Origin of the sequence: Salinivibrio sp. MA351, assembly GCF_001996065.1 — a bacterium.
GTDB classification, from domain to species: Bacteria; Pseudomonadota; Gammaproteobacteria; order Enterobacterales; family Vibrionaceae; genus Salinivibrio; species Salinivibrio costicola.
Window position 1 is genome coordinate 1 of record NZ_MUFG01000008.1, and the last position, 18,504, is coordinate 18,504.

At 49.7% G+C, this 18,504-nt stretch carries 16 protein-coding genes and 1 CRISPR repeat array; of the genes, 14 read left to right on the plus strand and 2 right to left on the minus strand.

What is annotated here, in order from left to right:
* Positions 1-11 precede the first annotated feature (11 nt).
* The 14 genes from BZG78_RS06260 to BZG78_RS06325 all read left to right on the plus strand — a co-directional run bounded on the left by BZG78_RS06260 (position 12) and on the right by BZG78_RS06325 (position 17,681).
* Positions 12-251, plus strand: a complete 240-nt coding sequence (locus BZG78_RS06260; RefSeq protein WP_077660733.1) for a type II toxin-antitoxin system ParD family antitoxin — start codon at positions 12-14, stop codon at positions 249-251.
* 187 nt (positions 252-438) lie between these two features.
* Positions 439-1,410, plus strand: a complete 972-nt coding sequence (cas1f, locus tag BZG78_RS06265) for a type I-F CRISPR-associated endonuclease Cas1f (protein ID WP_077660690.1) — start codon at positions 439-441, stop codon at positions 1,408-1,410.
* Positions 1,407-4,853, plus strand: coding sequence for a type I-F CRISPR-associated helicase Cas3f (gene cas3f, locus BZG78_RS06270; protein WP_077660691.1), 3,447 nt, complete (start codon positions 1,407-1,409; stop codon positions 4,851-4,853). The genes cas1f and cas3f overlap by 4 nt, the downstream gene beginning before the upstream one ends.
* Positions 4,854-4,891: 38 nt before the next feature.
* Positions 4,892-6,241, plus strand: a complete 1,350-nt coding sequence (gene csy1 / locus BZG78_RS06275) for a type I-F CRISPR-associated protein Csy1 (protein ID WP_077660692.1) — start codon at positions 4,892-4,894, stop codon at positions 6,239-6,241.
* On the plus strand, positions 6,241-7,233 hold the full coding sequence (gene csy2 / locus BZG78_RS06280) for a type I-F CRISPR-associated protein Csy2 (RefSeq protein ID WP_077660693.1): 993 nt from the start codon (positions 6,241-6,243) through the stop codon (positions 7,231-7,233). The genes csy1 and csy2 overlap by 1 nt, the downstream gene beginning before the upstream one ends.
* A gap of 16 nt (positions 7,234-7,249) precedes the next feature.
* Entirely contained in the window at positions 7,250-8,233 is a 984-nt protein-coding gene (gene csy3, locus BZG78_RS06285; RefSeq protein ID WP_077660694.1) for a type I-F CRISPR-associated protein Csy3, read from the plus strand.
* Between the two features lie 9 nt (positions 8,234-8,242).
* The gene (gene cas6f, locus BZG78_RS06290; protein WP_077660695.1) at positions 8,243-8,890 is read left to right on the plus strand and encodes a type I-F CRISPR-associated endoribonuclease Cas6/Csy4; all 648 of its coding nucleotides are present in this window, start codon (positions 8,243-8,245) and stop codon (positions 8,888-8,890) included.
* Between the two features lie 150 nt (positions 8,891-9,040).
* Positions 9,041-9,968: direct repeats of the CRISPR family, unit length 28 nt; unit sequence GTTCACTGCCGCACAGGCAGCTTAGAAA.
* 302 nt (positions 9,969-10,270) lie between these two features.
* Positions 10,271-11,527 (plus strand): type III-B CRISPR module RAMP protein Cmr1, encoded by a 1,257-nt coding sequence (gene cmr1 / locus BZG78_RS06295; protein ID WP_077660696.1) that lies wholly within the window; start codon positions 10,271-10,273, stop codon positions 11,525-11,527.
* Between the two features lie 3 nt (positions 11,528-11,530).
* On the plus strand, positions 11,531-13,381 hold the full coding sequence (cas10, locus tag BZG78_RS06300) for a type III-B CRISPR-associated protein Cas10/Cmr2 (RefSeq protein ID WP_077660697.1): 1,851 nt from the start codon (positions 11,531-11,533) through the stop codon (positions 13,379-13,381).
* A gap of 2 nt (positions 13,382-13,383) precedes the next feature.
* A complete protein-coding gene (locus BZG78_RS06305; RefSeq protein WP_077660698.1) occupies positions 13,384-14,526 on the plus strand; it encodes a type III-B CRISPR module-associated protein Cmr3 in 1,143 nt (380 codons plus the stop codon).
* A 23-nt stretch (positions 14,527-14,549) separates the two neighbouring features.
* Positions 14,550-15,419: a type III-B CRISPR module RAMP protein Cmr4 gene (gene cmr4, locus BZG78_RS06310; protein WP_077660699.1), complete on the plus strand. Its 870-nt coding sequence runs from the start codon at positions 14,550-14,552 to the stop codon at positions 15,417-15,419.
* Entirely contained in the window at positions 15,420-15,842 is a 423-nt protein-coding gene (gene cmr5, locus BZG78_RS06315) for a type III-B CRISPR module-associated protein Cmr5 (RefSeq protein ID WP_077660700.1), read from the plus strand.
* Between the two features lie 2 nt (positions 15,843-15,844).
* On the plus strand, positions 15,845-16,948 hold the full coding sequence (cmr6, locus tag BZG78_RS06320) for a type III-B CRISPR module RAMP protein Cmr6 (protein WP_077660701.1): 1,104 nt from the start codon (positions 15,845-15,847) through the stop codon (positions 16,946-16,948).
* A 1-nt stretch (position 16,949) separates the two neighbouring features.
* On the plus strand, positions 16,950-17,681 hold the full coding sequence (locus BZG78_RS06325) for a DUF6602 domain-containing protein (RefSeq protein ID WP_077660702.1): 732 nt from the start codon (positions 16,950-16,952) through the stop codon (positions 17,679-17,681).
* Positions 17,682-17,725: 44 nt separating this feature from the next.
* Here BZG78_RS06325 and BZG78_RS06330 read toward each other — a convergent pair whose 3' ends face one another.
* The gene (locus BZG78_RS06330; protein WP_077660703.1) at positions 17,726-18,073 is read right to left on the minus strand and encodes a type II toxin-antitoxin system RelE/ParE family toxin; all 348 of its coding nucleotides are present in this window, start codon (positions 18,071-18,073) and stop codon (positions 17,726-17,728) included.
* Entirely contained in the window at positions 18,042-18,278 is a 237-nt protein-coding gene (locus BZG78_RS06335; protein WP_077660704.1) for a hypothetical protein, read from the minus strand. Before BZG78_RS06335 ends, BZG78_RS06330 begins: the two co-directional genes overlap by 32 nt.
* Positions 18,279-18,504: the final 226 nt, after the last annotated feature.

Consider the following 18,504-nt stretch of genomic DNA (forward strand, 5'->3'; position numbering starts at 1 on the left):
GTTCGATAGTTATGGCGACAACAAGTTTAAGCTTAGGGGAGCACTGGGAAGTGTTTATTAAAAACGAGGTAGCAAGTGGCCGGTACGGCTCTGCTAGCGAGGTTGTTCGTGATGCATTACGCACGCTTGAGGAACGCAAAACCAAACTGGATGTGTTGCGCGCACATCTTGATGAGGGGTCGGCGAGTGACACGTTTGTCGATGATTTTTCAATGGATGAATTGATTAACGACTTGGACACAGAATCTTAACCATTTCACTATTGGTTAGTGCGCGCATTGTAATTGAACATTACTGACATACGTACTAATGAAGCGATCTTCCTTCAAACATTAAAGTGTGCCTTGTTTCACGGGCAGTCGATGCGGTTTGTGTTACCTTTTTGGTGCTTGTGAGTGATGTGCCTTGTCACTCGGGACAATCACGAAAGGGACACCCATGGACGATCTCTCGCCCTCCGATCTTAAAACGATACTTCACTCCAAACGTGCCAATATGTACTACCTCGAGCATTGCCGCGTGATGCAAAAAGACGGACGGGTCCTATACTTGGCGGAAGCGAAACGCGAAAACCTCTACTTTAATATCCCCATTGCCAATACCACCGTCTTATTGCTCGGCACCGGCACGTCAATCACGCAAGCGGCGATGCGTATGCTGTCGCAAGCAGGCGTTCTGGTTGGCTTTTGTAGTGGCGGGGGCACACCGCTGCATATGGCAACCGAGGTCGAATGGTTTACGCCACAAAGCGAGTATCGGCCCACCGAATATCTGCAAGGTTGGTTATCCTTTTGGTTTGATGATCAAAAGCGACTGGATGCTGCAAAGGCTTTTCAGCTAGCTCGTTTGAGTTACTTAAAGCAGGTTTGGCAAGCGAGCCGTGAACTTAAACTTGAAGGGTTCGATGTGGCCGAATTGGCCGGTGCGCTCGACACCTTTGTGGCACGAACCGACAAGGCCAGCAAGTCAGCTGATTTATTGCTTACCGAAGCGCAGCTGACCAAAGCGCTCTACAAACACGCCGCCAACCGCACGCAAAAAAACGGTTTTAAACGTCAGCATGAGGCCGACGATCTCGCCAATCGCTTTTTAAATCATGGCAACTACTTAGCCTATGGCTTGGCGGCGAGTTGTTTGTGGGTGCTTGGTATCCCGCACGGATTTGCGGTGATGCATGGCAAAACCCGTCGCGGCGCGCTGGTGTTTGATGCGGCTGACCTAATCAAAGATGCCATTGTACTGCCTTGGGCGTTTGTATGCGCCAAAGAAAACGCCACCGAACAAGAATTTCGCCAGCAAGTCTTACAAGCCTTTATTGAGCACAAAGCGATGGACTTTATGTTTAACACCATCAAAGCCATTGCGCTGCAAGATTACTCTGAGGATGAGATAACGGAGCAGCAACTATGATGGTGACTTTTATTTCTCAGTGCGAGAAAAAGGCACTGAAGAAAACCCGCCGCGTGCTCGATGCCTTTGCTAACCGAATAGGTGATAACACCTGGCAGACGCTGATCACCGAAGATGGCTTAAACACGGTGCGAAAAATGCTAAGCAAAACCGCCAGCCGCAGCACCGCGGTCAGTTGTCATTGGATTCGTTCGAGGACTCATAGCCAACTGGTGTGGATTGTAGGTAATCGCCGCAAGTTTAACTTAGAAGGGAATGTACCGGTCAATCGCACGGAGCTGGACCTTGGCCACAAGGAATGGGAGCAGGGTTGGCAGCTTAATGAGGTGATCGTGCTGGCAACGGCCATGGCGGGATTGTTTCACGATTTTGGCAAAGCCAATGCGTTGTTCCAGCAAAAGCTTCGTGGCCAAACGACACACCAAGGCGAACCATACCGTCATGAATGGGTATCCTTGCGTTTATTCGAAGCGTTCGCTAAGGGCAAAAAGGATCAGCAATGGCTTGATGAACTCAGGGCTCTGACGCCCGAGACGGCTATTGAGCATGAAGCAGCGCTACTGGCGCAACTATTTACCGAAGCAGAAGGCTATCAGCCTGCTTTTAGTGACTTATCACCATTTGCACGCATCGTGGCTTGGCTTATCGTGTCGCACCATCGGTTGCCGGTGAACTATGATGCCGACAAGGCACCGGTTGAGCTCTCGCAAATTGACCAATGGCTTAGCCGTTGCTTTGGTAGCCACTGGAATGCGCCCAACGCACTTGACCTCGCCAAATATGATACACAGGCGCTTACCGACAACTGGCGCTTTCCTGATGGCACCCCGTTTTTAAGCCAGCCTTGGCAACAAAAAGCGCGTCAATTGGCCCAGCGTGCGCGCCAATATCCGTGGAGCGCTCATGGACAAGTTGATTGGTTATCGCAGCGGTTTGTCAGCCATATGGCACGTTTATCGTTAATGCTGGCGGATCATTATTATTCGTCGCTGCCTCTGGAGAAATGCAAGCCCAAATGGCGGGACGGCCATTACGCGCCTATTGCTAACACAGACCAGTCTCAAGGCAAACGCAAAAACGCGCCACCTAAACAACAATTGGATGAGCACAATATCGGCGTGGCCATTAATGCGAAACGCTTTGCGGAGAATTTACCCTCACTCAAATGGGCATTGCCGGCGATTGCCCAGCACCGTCGCTTTAGCCAAGGCGCCGAAAAAGAGAAGTATCGCTGGCAAGATATCGCCTATCGTAAAACCAAAACCATAGCCACTGAGTCGGAAACGCAGGGCTTTTTCGGCATTAATATGGCGTCGACAGGCTGTGGGAAAACCATCGCCAACGCGCGCATTATGTATGCGTTATCCGATCCTTGGCAGGGGTGTCGTTTCTCGGTGGCGCTCGGGTTGAGAACACTCACCTTGCAAACCGGCGATGCCTATCGTGAGCTGCTGAAACTCGGCGATGATGAGTTGGCCGTGCTCGTTGGCTCGCAAGCCATCCAGCGTTTGCACGAGGTACAAAATACGCCACACCAGTCCACCGGCGGCAGTGAATCCACCGAAGATTTTCTCGAGCAACTGTTTATTAGCTACGAAGGGCAAATCTACGATGGACGGTTGAAACACTGGCTAAGTAGTCAGCCTAAGCTGGAGAAACTGGTCAGTGCGCCGGTGTTAGTGAGCACGATTGATCATCTGATGCCCGCCACTGAAAGCCTGCGCGGCGGTCATCAAATTGCGCCCATGTTGCGTCTGCTCAGTACTGACTTAGTCCTTGATGAGCCCGATGATTTTGGTCTTGAAGACTTACCGGCGCTGTGTCGCTTAGTTAATTGGGCAGGCATGTTAGGGTCTCGGGTGTTGCTTTCATCGGCGACTTTGCCGCCTTCTCTAGTAAAAAGCTTGTTTGATACTTATCGCGCGGGCAGGGCGCAGTTTAATCATGCCCAGTTTGGTGAGAACGCCTCGACAAACGGCGCTGACAGTACGCCTGTGATTTGCGGCTGGTTTGATGAATTTACTAGCGAGATCCAGACGGTGACGAGTAAAACCGATTACGTGGCTTACCACCGTGATTTTGTCTCAAAACGCGTTAAGCGATTAGAGGGCGCACAGCAAGTGTTGCGAAAGGGGGAGACGGTAGACACCTCCGCGATTACCTCTTTGGCTGTTCCTCCAACATCCAGCGAACCTAACCTCGATTTTGGACCGCTAGCGCAACTTATCCATACCCATATCCATCAGTTGCACCATGCGCATCATCAAACTCATGCATCCGGCAAAACAGTGTCGATAGGCGTGGTGCGCATGGCCAATATCGATCCGATGGTAGCGCTGACCCGCACGCTGATGCAAATCTCGCCGGAGCCGGATCATGCGATCTTTATCTGCTCGTACCACTCCCAGTTTCCGCTGGCGTTGCGTTCTTATCGAGAGAGTCGTCTCGATGCGGCGTTAAATCGTCATGAAGAAACGGCGATTTTCGAGCAGCCGGAGATTCGTCATGGTATTGAACACTGTGATGCCAAACATCTGATGTTTGTGGTGGTGGGCACGGCGGTGGTGGAAGTAGGACGCGATCACGATTATGACTGGGCTATTGCCGAGCCGAGTTCAATGCGTGCCGTAATTCAGTTGGCGGGGCGGGTACAACGTCACCGTCAGCAAGCGCCAACAACCGCCAATATTCATGTGCTCGATCAGAATGTACGTGCGTTAAAAGGCAAGTATCCCGCTTATTGTAAGCCAGGCTTTGAAAGCACCGCTATCCCGCTAAAAAAAGGTTACAAGGTCACGCTTGATGAAGGACTAACGGCAATTTCCGCCACGCCTCGCATTCAGGAAATTCCCAAGCTGGAAAAATGCGCCTTTGAGTTTGCTTTGCCGAAAAAAACAGAGGCCAAGCCGGTGACACACTGGGGCGTACAAGAGCATCGTGCGTTGCGCTTTACGCTTGAGCTCACGGGCGGGGAAAAGTATCAGCCTGATTTTTTCCGAACCGGTAAGGAAGCCGAGCTTTGGTGGAATGAAACACTTATCAGTCAAGCCGCTGGACTACGTTTTCCCGGTAAACATGCTAGCTGGAGCGGCGAGCTGATCCGGCGCACCCCGTTTCGTCACAGTCAGCGCCAAGAAAGCTTTGTGCTGGCCTATAACGACGATGACACGCTGACTTGGCAACAGTTAGATACTTCACGTTATCCCTACCAATACGCCGATCACTCATATCGCTTTAAACCCGCCGAAATATCGCTAGCAGCCGGTTGCCATTGGTGGTCTGACGTTGATCCGGAAGCTGTTTATCAGCACTTTGCTGACCAACTGGGATGGTCGATTAAAAAAGCGAGCCAGCATTTGGGCGAAATACGCCTCGCGGCTGAGCGGGAAGGCCAAAACATCACTTGGTGTTGGCATCCACAACTGGGTGCCTTTCGGGAATAAAGAAAAATTAATGGAACAACAGGATRAAGGAAGCGCTTATGGAACACAGCCTATACGATGCGCTGCTGGCATATATTGAACAGCGCAAACAGGCGAAGCTTGAGCCTTTGCAAAAGGCGCGTGATAAGGCCCTAAAAGCCGCCGCCAGCCAAGAGCAAGAGGCGATCGCCAATGCCGATTACGCAGAGAAAGCTACCCCGATCGAAGCGAAATTTGAGCCAATTCACTGGGTCACAGACGCTGCGACGCGAGCCAAGCAAGTCAGCCTCGCCACGCATTGCCCCAAATTCGTTCACAGCGATGCCAGAGCGAGCAGCATGCTGGTCACTGAGGTTGATGAGAGCGAGTCTCGCTACCTCACCAGCTATTCGCTGACCGATAAAGCCATTGATGCGGTCGGCAATGCGGCTGCGTTGGATGTGGCACGTTTTTTAAAAGTCACTGTGGAAGGTGAATCGCTCATTTCTCAGTTACAAGCCGGCCATATCAGCGTGCTTAAGCCACTCACGGATGACGCCACCTTGTTAGAGACGTGGCGTGCAGGTTTTTCACTGGCGCTAGGCGATCAGGTGTTGTCGGCTCATAACTTGATTAAGCAAACCTACTTTCCGGTCGAAGAAGATGAGTATCACCTGCTGTGCCCGCTATATTCATCCAGCCTCGCGCACACGCTCTACACCAAGGTGCGCGCAACACGATTTGGTGAAAAAATAAAAGCGATTCGCGAGGCAAAAAACAAACAGTATTACCATCCAGAGCCGTTACAAGCGTTTCCGCGTACCGTTAAACAAACCTTTGGAGGCTCTAAACCGCAAAACGTGTCACAGCTGAATAGTGAGCGTCATGGCGAGGGCTTTTTACTCAATGTCGCGCCGCCAAGCTATCAGCAACAGCCGGAGGATCCTAGCAAGCAAACCAGTATCTTCAATCGCCGTTTAGCCTATCAAGCCAGTCATTTGCTTCACGATTTTCGCGCCTTTCTGGCAAGCCTTACCGAACGGGACCGCAACTTTGCTACTCGTTACCGGCGTGACCATGACTTTATTCTGCCTCTCACTGACTTGGTTTTTGACTATGCCGAACGGGTTCAGCAGCAAGTCCCAGCCGGTTGGAGCCAAGGCACTGATGATAAAGCGAGCCGACTAAAACGTGAACACGCACTTTGGCTGGATGTGTATAACCCCGACGCGCAATTTCAGCGTGAGCGTGAGGCACAAGACTGGCTGGGCACTGTCGCCTCTGATTTTGCCGCTTGGTTACTGCGCCAGCTTGAGGACAAACAACGCTACCTGCTTGGTGATACGGAATTTGATTACATCCGCAAAGTATTCCTAACCCAGCTAAAAGCGTTTGAACGCGACACGCCTCAATTTGAGGAGACCCGATAATGGCACAGTATCTATTGCTTAAGCACATTGAGGTGCAGAACGCGAATGCTATCGCAGGGCTGACTTATGGTTTTCCGGCGATCACGCACTTTCTTGGCTTTGCCCATGCGCTATCACGTCAACTTCCTGATGCCTTGGGGTTGCGATTAGGTGGCGTGACCGTGGTGAGCCATAAAAACAATGTTCATGCACGGCAGCCCTCAGGGTGGGGCGACTATGTCTTCGCTTTAACCCGCAACCCGGTTACCGCCAAAGGCGAAACGGCGTCGATCAATGAGGAGGGGCGCATGAGTATGCAAGTCTCTTTGCTGATTGAGGTTGAGGGGCTGATTGCCGGTGATAAAGCCGCCGCAGCACAGTTGGTCGCGGAGGTGAAAGATTTAGCGCCTCAGCGGCGGCTCGCAGGTGGACAGATCTTAGCGATTGGCGAGATTGAACTGCTCGCGGATGCAAACATGCAAAAAAAGGCGCTGCGCCGTATCATGCCGGGCTTTGTCCTTTGCGACCGACATGATTATCTCGCTCAACATCACCAACAGCTATTGCAACACAATGCGCAGGCCAGCTTGTTTGATGCTTGGTGTGAGTTTGCCATGTTGACGTACCACGCTGTCGCCGATGATGAACACCTACCTAACGACGATAACCAACCCGTTCCGGCGCAATGGCAGCGCGTGGCCAAACCCAAGCCTGGATATTTGGTGCCGATTATGACGGGCTACCGCGCAATTTCCCCTTGTTATGCCGCAGGTGAGGTCGCCAATGTGCGCGATCCAGAGGTACCGGTAAGTTTTGTAGAAGCGGCGTACAGCGTAGGGGAGTGGCGCAGCGTACATCGTCTCACCGATATCGACGAGGCATGCTGGCGTTATCACGGTGATTACCCTTGGTATCTTGCCCGCGTGACGGCAGCAACGCATGACGAACCCATTGAACCTGACGTTGTGCCCACAACCGATGACAACACTGACTTTGACCCTGACTTTTTGTAATTAAGGAGATTTCATCATGGCTGATAAAAAACTGACTACCCCCTCCGTCCTTGTCTTTGAAGCGAAACTGGTGCCTTCGGATGCACTAATGTATGCCGGCAACTGGGAAAAAGGCGATTGGCAATCCATTCATGTGGGCGAAAAATCAGTGCGAGGCACCATCTCTAACCGCTTAAAAGCGGCCACTGCCAATGATCCCGCCAAGCTAGATGCGGAAGTATCTAAAGCGAATCTACAAACGGTCGATGTTGCGGCACTACCGCATGATGCCGATACGCTTAAAGTGACGTTCTCACTGCGTGTGCTCAGCGGACTACATGTACCGTCAACCTGTAACAATCCGGACTATCAGCAAGCGTTGGCTGATAAAGTGCGTGACTATCAATCAGAAACCGGTTTTAAAGAGCTGGCGCAACGTTACGCACACAACATTGCCAATGGGCGTTTTTTGTGGCGCAACCGTGTCGGTGCCGAGCAAGTTAAGGTTGTAGTTACCGCAGGCGAGAAGCAATTTAGCTTTGATAGTTATGAATTCAGCTTACGTGATTTTGACACGCACTCAGATGTCACCGCGCTGGCAGAGGTGATCCAATATGGCTTAACAGAAGCGCATGCGCTTATTCATGTTGAAGCCTACTGCCAACTGGGCGAAGGGCAAGCGGTCTACCCCTCTCAAGAGCTAGTAATGGGCGGCGGTAAAGGCGACAAAAGTAAATTCTTGTATCAATTAGATGGCCAAGCCGCGATGCACTCACAAAAAATCGGCAACGCGCTGCGCACTATTGATACTTGGCATCCTGCCTATGACGAAGTGGGCGCAATCGCCATTGAACCTTATGGCTCGGTGACTAACCGCGGTGCGGCGTATCGTCAGCCAAAAGAAAAGAACGACTTTTACAACCTGCTCGATGGATGGATGTTAAAAGACAAAACCCCAACGCTTGAACAGCAGCATTACATTATGGCGATGCTTATCCGCGGCGGCGTGTTTGGCGCATAAGGAGGCACAATGCAGTATTACATTGATATCACCTTGTTGCCCGACACCGATATTTCGGCAGATTTTCTCTGGCACAAGGTGTTTCAGCAAGTGCACATTGCCTTAGCGGAAAACAAAATCGGACCGAATCAATCGGTCATTGCTGTGGGGTTTCCGGATTATCGCCAAGGTGATTTCCCACTCGGCCACCGATTGCGCCTGTTTGCACAAACCGAGGCAGAATTTGAGCAGTTAAACATTCATCGCTGGCTATCACGCCTGACCGATTATGTACATATTAAAGCGGTTAAGCCGGTGCCAGAAGGGGTGCAAGACTATGCCTACTTTAAACGTTGGAACTACAAATCGCCGCAGCGACTTTACAAAAATCTCGACCGGCGCGCGGCCGCGATTGCCAGCAAAAATGGCTACGATGAGGAGGAAGTAAAGCGTCGTCTGTTGGAAAACATTAAAACGGACGACAAACGCTGGTCGCTGCCTTTTATTCAAGTGACGAGCCTCTCGAGCCAAAAGCGAGCAGGGCAGCCAAATACCGAGTTTGCTTTGTATATCGAGCGGGAAACAACCAAACAGCCGCCAAACAAGGACCAACCGTTCACCTGTTATGGGCTAAGCCGACGCGAACCCGATCAGCAATCTGCGGTGCCGTGTTTTTGAGGGGGAAACCCCTCTTTACCCCTTCTTTTTGGGCTCTTTAAAAATAAACAGGAAATACAGTTAGTTACGGCAGGCCATTCTTAACAAGGGTAAAAGACGATTTTTATCCTAACGGCCTGTTGTTACTGACGATTATTACGTTATTCTATTGTTCACTGCCGCACAGGCAGCTTAGAAAGCCAAGGGGCCGAAGACAAAGCAGTGCGACAAGTTCACTGCCGCACAGGCAGCTTAGAAACTACGAGCGCGAGATCTGGCTGGCGGATCAACGTTCACTGCCGCACAGGCAGCTTAGAAAGACGGGTTCGTCTGTCGAGAAAATGCGCGATTGTTCACTGCCGCACAGGCAGCTTAGAAATGCGCAGCGTTTCGGCTTCGAGCCGCTTTACTGTTCACTGCCGCACAGGCAGCTTAGAAATCCAGTCTCTCGGCGTCCGTATGCCGAACCTGGTTCACTGCCGCACAGGCAGCTTAGAAACTACGAGCGTGAGATCTGGCTGGCGGACCAACGTTCACTGCCGCACAGGCAGCTTAGAAATAACATGTGCCCCATTGAGACGAACTCGTCAGGTTCACTGCCGCACAGGCAGCTTAGAAAACTCAGACTTTCGCGCAGCTTCAAATCACCTAGTTCACTGCCGCACAGGCAGCTTAGAAATGTCTCATATGAATAACAACTACCCGGTGCAGGTTCACTGCCGCACAGGCAGCTTAGAAATACAAGCAGCCGCACAGCCCGACCCGATGAGCGTTCACTGCCGCACAGGCAGCTTAGAAAGGTCAAAGGTGCGCGCGTCGGTACATGGAAGCGTTCACTGCCGCACAGGCAGCTTAGAAACAGCCGCGCCAGCGCATCGTTAATAGAGAGCTGTTCACTGCCGCACAGGCAGCTTAGAAACATTGAAGACTTAAACACCGCTAGCGTCTTGCGTTCACTGCCGCACAGGCAGCTTAGAAAAATGCGAACGCCAATCAAAGAACATGATGCAAGTTCACTGCCGCACAGGCAGCTTAGAAAAGTTCGAACAGCGAGGGCCGGACTGCCCCGAAGTTCACTGCCGCACAGGCAGCGTAGGTGACACAAGCCCCGGCACGGTGTTGGATATGTGCAAACTGCCAACGGGCGCCTGTCACGATCGAGGTTAATCGTTAGCCTCAATGTCGGATGGCGCGCGGCGCAAATCACACCAAGTTTGTTCGATTGAGTTGGCGCTTATGCCGACCTACACACAGGCAGCTTAAGTGTGTCAATAAGAGGCATACTTAAATGATTGACCCATATTCATTTTTTAACCATATAAACCGTGTTAAATTACTGAGCTGTATGAAAGAGTAGCCATACTTTGCCTAGCTTGTCGCCTGACAAAATGGAGTGTTGGAATGCGAAGAAAAACGAAGCGCAAAGACTTTGCAGCGCTTAATGAGGAGTTAGCCTCTCTGAAGCAGAAAGCGCAAAAGAGTGATGACAATCTCTGGGAAAGCTACGAATGCCAGCTTGTCACTCCCATGTATGGCGGCGGTGTGCTCGCTGGAGAAATTGATCAAGCCATGCCTATTCGCGCGAGTGCGATTCGTGGTCATTTGCGCTTTTGGTGGCGTATCGCGTGTGGTCCGGACAACCCTAAAGAACTACGCAGCGCGGAAGAAGCCATTTGGGGTGGTATTGGTGACCATGGAGCAAAGGCGAGCAAGGTGAGTATTTATGTTGACTGTCCCAAGAATAGGTTGGAGACAATACCAACAAAACGTCTCAATGCTAGAGGCGTGAAGTATCTTCTTGGGGCGGCCGAACAAACATCTTGTTTAAAAAGTGGTTTTAGGTTCACCCTGTCTATTCGTTGCCCAGACGCAATTAAGGAAGATGTCGAGACAACGCTACGCTGGTGGGCGTCTTTTGGCGGCATCGGTGGCAGGACGCGTCGAGGGTTCGGTGCGATAAAGATAGCGGGTATCGACAGCATATCAACGGAAGACATGCCCGATGCCATGACGTTATCTTTTGCCTCGAATGCCAGTGGCAAAAAATATTTCGAGTCAGCGGAAAATGCTTGGGAAGCGGCAGCGTTTTCACTCTATAAGTTTCGACAAAAAGAAGGGATAGGCCGAAATCAGGGTAATCAAGACAAACGTCCCGGACGTAGCTATTGGCCGGAGCCAGATCAGCTTCGGAGAATGATTAAAAAGCATAAAATTAATCATGAACCGGAACACCCCGCGGGAAATGCGTTTCCGAGAGCGGCATTTGGCATGCCAATTATCTTTGATTTTAACGATAAAACCCAAAAAGAGCCGCCAAAGATGACGCTGGCACCGCAAAGTAAAGAGCGGATGGCCAGTCCTCTTATTATTCGACCATACACGGATGGTGACCGATGGTGTGCGATAGCGCTACTTCTACCGAGCTGGCAACGTGCCTTATCAGCCGACTTGGACTTATCGCTTACATCACAACAAGATGAAGAGGCCTACCAAAAAAAATTATCGGCAGCACTAGTAAAAGAGTCCCCGCAGAACTGGCCATCTTCTGAACATGAGCGGGATGAATTGGCAAAGCGCATTCTGCCCATGAACGATAATGGTCGCTTACGTGCTACCGATCCACTCCACGCATTTTTAGATTTTTTCGAAAAGGGATAATTGATGACGGACTATTTAGTCGCGATCAGCGTTGGCCCAGTCCAAAGCTTGATTGAAGCAGGGAGACGCTCGCAAGATTTGTGGTGTGGTTCGTGGCTGTTGTCGCAAGTCGCCGGTGCGATAGCCGCCGAGCTAGATGGCAAACCACATTGCTGGCGTATTTTTCCAAGCCCTCATCTTAACGTCAGTGAGCAGGCTGAGGACGGGGAGCCTGAAGCCAACATCGCAAATGTTGTGCGTGCGGTTGTCAGCGCGAACGATGAACAAGCGTTAAAGCAACAGATTGCACGAGCAAAGCAGGCAGCAACCTCAAAACTCGGGTCCATTTTTTCTGACGTGTTAGACAGAGAAAACTTACGTGAAGTGAGTATCGAACCGGAATATTGGGCGCAACAACAAAACGATATTCTAGAAATGTTTGCGGCATGGATGGCATTTAAACCTGATGACTACCAATCTGCATCCCAGCGTCTTGGGGAGCTGTTGCACGCTCGTAAGCGAACACGTGATTTTTTACCTATGCAAGATAACCGCTCAGGGTTACACAAGTCGACGCTGGATGGCGCGAATAACGCGCTCACGCATGCGTTAACCAATAAAACCGTGGCGAAAAAGCTGAACCTCAGCCCCGATGAGGTTGAGAGAAAGAAACGTATATTAGGGCTGACAGATGAAGAATCACTGGATGCGCTCGGGATCGTTAAGCGTCTTGCCGGTAAACATGAGCAATTTACGCCATTTAGTCGTGTAGTCGTCGACCCTTGGTTACAAAGCTTATCTGATGACCATTTGCAAAGGCTTAATGATCTTTATAAGCCTTTTTATGAAGCGAAGCGCGTTACAGCAGTGAAAGGTAACCAAGGCTGTTATCAAAAATTTCCTTATGACGGTGAATACCTCTTTGCGAGCCGGCTCGAGGCATCCGAATTTGACGATGAAAACGCGTGTAAAGCACTACGCGACTTTTTAACCGATAAAAATGTTGTGGGTCAGTATGGAGAGCCCGTCCCTTACGGCGTGTTACTTAAAGCGGATGGCGACCGAATGGGGGAGTTATTTGCGCAAGCGGATAACCCAACCCAATCCATTAATATTTCAGATGCTTTGCATCGGTTTGCGAGTGATGTGCGCGCGATGATGCGGGAGTTTGGTGGTCATGCGATTTATACCGGCGGCGACGATATTTTAGCGTTCTTGCCACTACACCAAGCAATACCGTGCGCTCAGAAACTGGCTAATCACTTTACCGCAGCTATGGATGCCGTTATCCAAAACAGCTTTAACAACCCACAAATGGTCGCGCCGACACTGTCTGTTGGCTTAGCGATTGGACATTTTGTTCAGCCTATGCGCCAGCTACGTCAGCGTGCAATAGCAGCAGAAAAACACGCAAAAGGGAATGACGAGCAAGCGCCAAGAAATGCACTCGCCGTGCATTTGGGGATCCGCTCAGGCCATGAAATCACATGGCGTTGTCGCTGGGACGATTCAACGACACTTGATGCGTTTTCAGCCTTTGTTGAGGCTTTTTCGCAAGACCTAATACCTACGCGAATTATGCAAGATATGCGTAATATGGCCCACCAACTAAAATGGCTCGAGAACGAAAACGGGCCTGATATCAATGATATTCGTCGCAGTGAACTTGAACGTATGTTGGTGCGTGCCGCGTTTGCGCACAATCATACTACGAAAGAGCGAGAAAGCGGCGAGATGCAAGGGCGTATCCACACACTAAAAGAGCATCTTAGAACGCAGGCATCGCGTTATTCGTTGGATGAACTCGCGAATCAATTGATATTGGCTCGGTGGATGAGTGCGAAAACAGCCAAGGATATTGGAGGGGAAGATTAAATATGCAGTATTATCTTATCAAACCACGAGACCCTCTGATTATTCGCTCAAGTCGGCCATTTGAGGAAATATCGGATGCGCAGGCGGCACGATTTCCGCCTCCTTCAACGGTTGCCGGCGCATTACGCAACATTCATGCACGCAGTACGGGAAAACCGCTGAATGAAGACTTGTTGATGCTTTCGGTGACAGGGCCGTTAGCCGTAAAGATGCCCATTAATGGTAACGCGCCCAGTGAAGAAAACATACTGGTCCCAAAGCCTGCGGATGTGCAGTACGTGCATGATCGTAAAGCGGATACGGTCGTGTTGGCGCGATCAAAACCTGCAAAGCCCAATAGTGGAGAAGGGTGCGATCTACCCAATGGACTTTGGCCGTTATTAAGTGACACCGCGCACCAAGGCAAGCCTGTTTCCGGACCAAATTGGTGGTCGTTACATGATTTATTAGCGTGGCGAAGAGGGGACGCGTTAAGCGTTCAACAGATTAAGCAAAACGGCTGGACCCCGGCTGATCCGGATATACGTACGCATATATCGGTGAACAATCAAAGCCGTCAGGCGGAGTCAGGAAAGATTTTTCAAACCACAGGGTTAACGATGTGGCAAAGACCGAGCAAAGCACAACCGTTTCCTGACCAAAGGATTGGTCTTTTGGCAGGGATTGATGGCGACATCAGTTTGCCTCTGTTGAACCTTGGCGGCGAGCGTCGTTTAGCAAATATCGTGTCCTCGCTTATTTGGCCCACGAGGCCAGATGATTTAGTTGACTCCATTATCAACCGTGGCGCGTTTACGCTCACGCTTTTAACGCCGGCACTATTTAATGGTGGTTGGCTGCCGCATTGGCTGGACCAAGGAGCGCTGATGGGCACGCCCCCGTGCTGTCAAACGCTGCAAGTGCGCTTGCGTGCCGCCGCGCTTGAGCGTTGGTTACCGCAGTCTGGGTGGGACTTGGCCAAGCGACGTCCACGGGCGGCACAAAAAATGATCCCAGCCGGGGCGACCTATTGGTTTGACATTGTTGGCGAGGCACCCGACGCGGATATTGAAGCATTGTGGTTTGCCCATGTGTGCGATGAAGAACAGCATAATCGTAATGGCTTCGGCTTAGCGCTTCCTGCCGCTGACTCGGTCAATTCTTAACATCATTTCAAGGGACGAAATTTATGTCTTTTCACGTCTATCACTTGTTTAGCCATACCATTTTACATTGTGGCGCAGGCCAGTCTGTTGGCATTGTCGATCAACCCATTGCGCGTGAGCGTGCGTCTTATCTCCCGATCGTGCCAGGGTCGACGGTGCGAGGTGTATTAAAAGCTCACGTAAGCGATACAGAATCGGTTGCCGAAACACCTGCCTTACAAGGTCTAAGCGAATCAATCTTTGGTTCCAGCACCTCGAACGGCCGAGCAGGTGCGCTGTCGATCACTGATGCGCATTTGCTATTGCTGCCTGTTCGAACGGTTTATGGGATTTTGGCGTATGCGACCTGTCCATTTATTTTACAGCGATACAAGCAGGATCGAGAACTTGATTTCTCACTCCCGATGCCGTCAGAAAAGCAAGCACTGTGTCCAAATGATAACCCCAACCATCAAGATAATGTGATGGTGTTGGAGGACTTAGATTTAGACGCTCAAACCAGTGGCGATGTAGAACCTTGGGCGAAAGACATTGCACAGTGTATATATCCGAATAACGAAGAGAGTAGGGAGAGCATGCGCAAACGGATCGTCGTATTGCCCGATACCGTCTTTTCGTTTTTGGCTGAAACGGCCACTGAAATTCGCACGCGTATTCGCATTAACGAAACGACGGGTGTGGTAGATAACGGCGCACTTTGGTCCGAAGAAAATTTGCCTGCTGAAAGTATCCTTTGGGGCGTATATTCGGTAGATCATAACCGCTGTCATGAGCAATATGTGCGTGAATTGAACCATATCCTGAAAGAAAAGCCGCTATTACAAATGGGCGGAAATATGGGGACTGGCAGTGGTTTAGTGCAGTTCATCTCCCTAGAAGATAAGGGAGAGTAAATGATGGAATCACGCAGCCAAAAGATCGCTATCGAAGCCTTTGCGCGAATCAAAGACAAAGAACATCAGTCGTATACGGAAGAAACGAAGAAAAAATATGCAACATTAGCGCATAAACTGCCTGCAATGTTACTGCAAAATGGTTTAACCCAAACCACTGGATTTTTACTCGCCAAAAATGAGGCGCACCACAGTGATTTGCTCACAGATTTAAGGCTTATTGTTGAAGCGTTGGCGAATCATCAATACGAAACTAATGAGGATTTTCATAAGGCGATCATTCACTTAGAGCTTCCTCAAACGCTCGCGATGACGCGTAATGTACTCGCGATTGCTGGCTGGCTTCGACGTTACGTGCAAGGTGTGTGGAACATCGGCCCCGATGGTGAAGGTTTAAACCAAACGGCACTTGAGGAGAAATAACCATGGCTGCACTGGTCCGCAAAAAGGTAGACGCGCCGTTTTTTAACAGCAACTGCATCAATCCTAGTTTATTGCTTGAAAAGGGCTTGCTATCGCTTGACGGAGAGAATTCCAAAAAGGAACACCTGCAAAAGCTAGTCGCCTTGCCAGCCTCCGCTGAGTACAAAACGGCATTTAATCGTTGGTTTGACCTAACCGGAGATGACAGCCGATTTCAACAAGCGGCGTTCACGGTAAAAAATCGCCTGTTGATAGGCATGAATGGTAATGCTGGCCTCGAAACAGGGTGCTGTCTCAGCCGTAACTATGGCATGCCGTACATTCCCGGTTCGAGCGTAAAAGGCGTGGTACGTAACTGGGCAAACAGTAACCTAAACGCGTTTTCTGACGATATTGAGGAATTACTGGGCACCGACGACAGTGAACAACCGAGCCGTATCTCGGGCACGGTGACGTTTCACGACGCTTGGTGGATACCCAAAGACGGCGGAAAGCCGTTTGTGCTTGATGTGGTCACAACGCACCACCAAGCCTATTACAATGGCAGTCAAGATGAGCCATCAGATACAGATAGCCCGATCCCAAACCATTTATTAGCGGTGCAGGGTAGCTTTCTATTTGTGTTGGAAGGTGAGCCTGAGGCAGTACAAACATGCCAACGGATGCTAGAAGAAGCACTTAAACATGGTGGCATCGGCGCAAAAACCGCTGCTGGTTATGGGTATATGAGGCCTAATTTACTATTAGCGTCAAACCTGCAACGTGAGAGTGATCAGCGCTTACCTGCCGAAGTAAAAGAAAAAAGAAAAGCGGAGGCTCAACGTAAATTTGAGCAGCAAAAGCAAGATGAAGCCAAAGCTGAACTTGAAAAATCGCCTTCTGACATTGTTAATGAGTTGAGCTTGCATTATAAAACCCAACGGGACAGCCAAGATTATCAGAAAAAGATAGAAGCTTGGATTGATAGCGCAATAGAGAATTGGCAGTTAGAAGATAGACACCTACTGGCATCCTGCCTTGAGGGCGCTGGTTATATTCCTAGCAAGAAAAAGAAAAACCACCCAATTCGTAAAGCGCGATTAAATCAGTTAAAGGGAGTGAAATAATATGCCCCAAAAGTGGAGCTTGCCAGAGCTGCTAGACAACTTGCATCAAGATGTACAACACCAACTATCTACGGTAAGAAAGTCTTTTCAGCACTCAGTAGTGAAAGGTGATGGGGCTGAAAACGTATGGATTGATTTGTTTAATCAGTATCTTCCCGAGCGCTATCGTGCAAGTCGTGCATTTGTTGTGGATAGCAAAAACCAATTTAGTGAACAAATTGATGTAGTGATTTACGATCGGCAATATTCACCCTTTATTTTTAATTATGCTGAGCAGCTCATTATTCCTGCTGAGAGTGTTTATGCGGTGTTTGAAGTAAAGCAGACGCTGAATAAAGCCAACCTAGAAGCAGCAGAGAAAAAGGTTGCGAGTGTCAGAAAGCTGTATCGCACCAGCTTACCCATACCTCATGCAGGCGGAGAATATCCACCTAAAGCGCCTATAGCTATTATCGGTGGATTCTTAGCACTTGAAAACCAATTAGCTCAAGATGAAACACTGAGATGTCACTTACCTAAAGAAAGTGAGCAGAAAGGTTACCTAAATATTGGTTGTGCCGCAGATGATTGTTTTTTCTTCCACGATAAGATCAGTGATGGAGTAAAGATCATTAAGGAGCCTAAGCCTACGACAGCCTTTTTATTTGAGCTCCTATCACAACTACAAAGCTGTGGCACAGTTCCGATGATAAATATACATGCGTATGCTAAATGGCTGAGTAAAGATTGCTAAGATCCTGTTTTTATAGGCATATGTACCCTAGAGTAACGATGCCGCTAGTGTCGATTCGGCGTCGCGCCGATGATCTTTAAATCCGCTTTTCTGCGCTTTTTCATTGTCGCGTAGAAATTCTCGTGGGAGCTAATATTAAGCAGGTAGAGCTCGAGTTTGTTTTCAACCCAAGCGTAGCCAAGCAACACCTCTTGCCTGTCGAGCTTGAACTTGTGCACCCAAAGATAAGAGAGATCGCCTTTTTTCTGGCTGCCGAGTGTGGGCTCTTCAATGATTCTATCTATCTGGTCCTCGACCACTTCACATTGCGCGTCGGACAGCTTGTTCATCTGCTTTTCAAAAACACGAGAGACGAAAACATCAATCTGATTGTCGTGGGGTCCGTCGCTCATAACGTTTTACCTTACCAAGTTTGACTTCTTCAGATGCAATCAGGGCTTCTTGCACAAAGCTATWGGGTAAATCAGGGTTCTCAGTCATGATTTTCCCAATTTTTGCCCAATACTCAATTTGCTTGGGCACAGAGCGCATTTCAGCTTCTGCATGCACTTTTACATCTGACACAAACTCATCATCTAACCGTACACTGGTTGGCATGATTCATTACCTCGCTTATATGTCTGTACAAGCCACTATGCGACAAAATATCGCGCCTTGCAACATATTTAGAACTGGCACATCTGGCGTGACTTAAGACGGCTCTGCTTCAACATATGTGATAATTTGATACCCTTGCGACCCTGCTTTTTTGGCCGTTCAAAAATAAACAATAAATACAAAGCGTTACGGAAACCGATTTTTAACAAGGGTAAAAGACGATTTT

Excerpts from the sequence above, each read along its gene's own strand:
- csy1 (WP_077660692.1), top strand. The coding sequence starts at position 4,892 with ATGGAACACAGCCTATACGATGCGCTGCTGGCATATATTGAACAGCGC.
- cmr1 (WP_077660696.1), top strand. The coding sequence starts at position 10,271 with ATGCGAAGAAAAACGAAGCGCAAAGACTTTGCAGCGCTTAATGAGGAG.
- csy2 (WP_077660693.1), top strand. The coding sequence starts at position 6,241 with ATGGCACAGTATCTATTGCTTAAGCACATTGAGGTGCAGAACGCGAAT.
- cmr4 (WP_077660699.1), top strand. The coding sequence starts at position 14,550 with ATGTCTTTTCACGTCTATCACTTGTTTAGCCATACCATTTTACATTGT.
- cas1f (WP_077660690.1), top strand. The coding sequence starts at position 439 with ATGGACGATCTCTCGCCCTCCGATCTTAAAACGATACTTCACTCCAAA.
- cas3f (WP_077660691.1), top strand. The coding sequence starts at position 1,407 with ATGATGGTGACTTTTATTTCTCAGTGCGAGAAAAAGGCACTGAAGAAA.
- BZG78_RS06305 (WP_077660698.1), top strand. The coding sequence starts at position 13,384 with ATGCAGTATTATCTTATCAAACCACGAGACCCTCTGATTATTCGCTCA.
- cmr6 (WP_077660701.1), top strand. The coding sequence starts at position 15,845 with ATGGCTGCACTGGTCCGCAAAAAGGTAGACGCGCCGTTTTTTAACAGC.
- BZG78_RS06260 (WP_077660733.1), top strand. The coding sequence starts at position 12 with ATGGCGACAACAAGTTTAAGCTTAGGGGAGCACTGGGAAGTGTTTATT.
- BZG78_RS06330 (WP_077660703.1), bottom strand. The coding sequence starts at position 18,073 with ATGAGCGACGGACCCCACGACAATCAGATTGATGTTTTCGTCTCTCGT.
- BZG78_RS06325 (WP_077660702.1), top strand. The coding sequence starts at position 16,950 with ATGCCCCAAAAGTGGAGCTTGCCAGAGCTGCTAGACAACTTGCATCAA.
- cas10 (WP_077660697.1), top strand. The coding sequence starts at position 11,531 with ATGACGGACTATTTAGTCGCGATCAGCGTTGGCCCAGTCCAAAGCTTG.
- cas6f (WP_077660695.1), top strand. The coding sequence starts at position 8,243 with ATGCAGTATTACATTGATATCACCTTGTTGCCCGACACCGATATTTCG.
- cmr5 (WP_077660700.1), top strand. The coding sequence starts at position 15,420 with ATGATGGAATCACGCAGCCAAAAGATCGCTATCGAAGCCTTTGCGCGA.
- csy3 (WP_077660694.1), top strand. The coding sequence starts at position 7,250 with ATGGCTGATAAAAAACTGACTACCCCCTCCGTCCTTGTCTTTGAAGCG.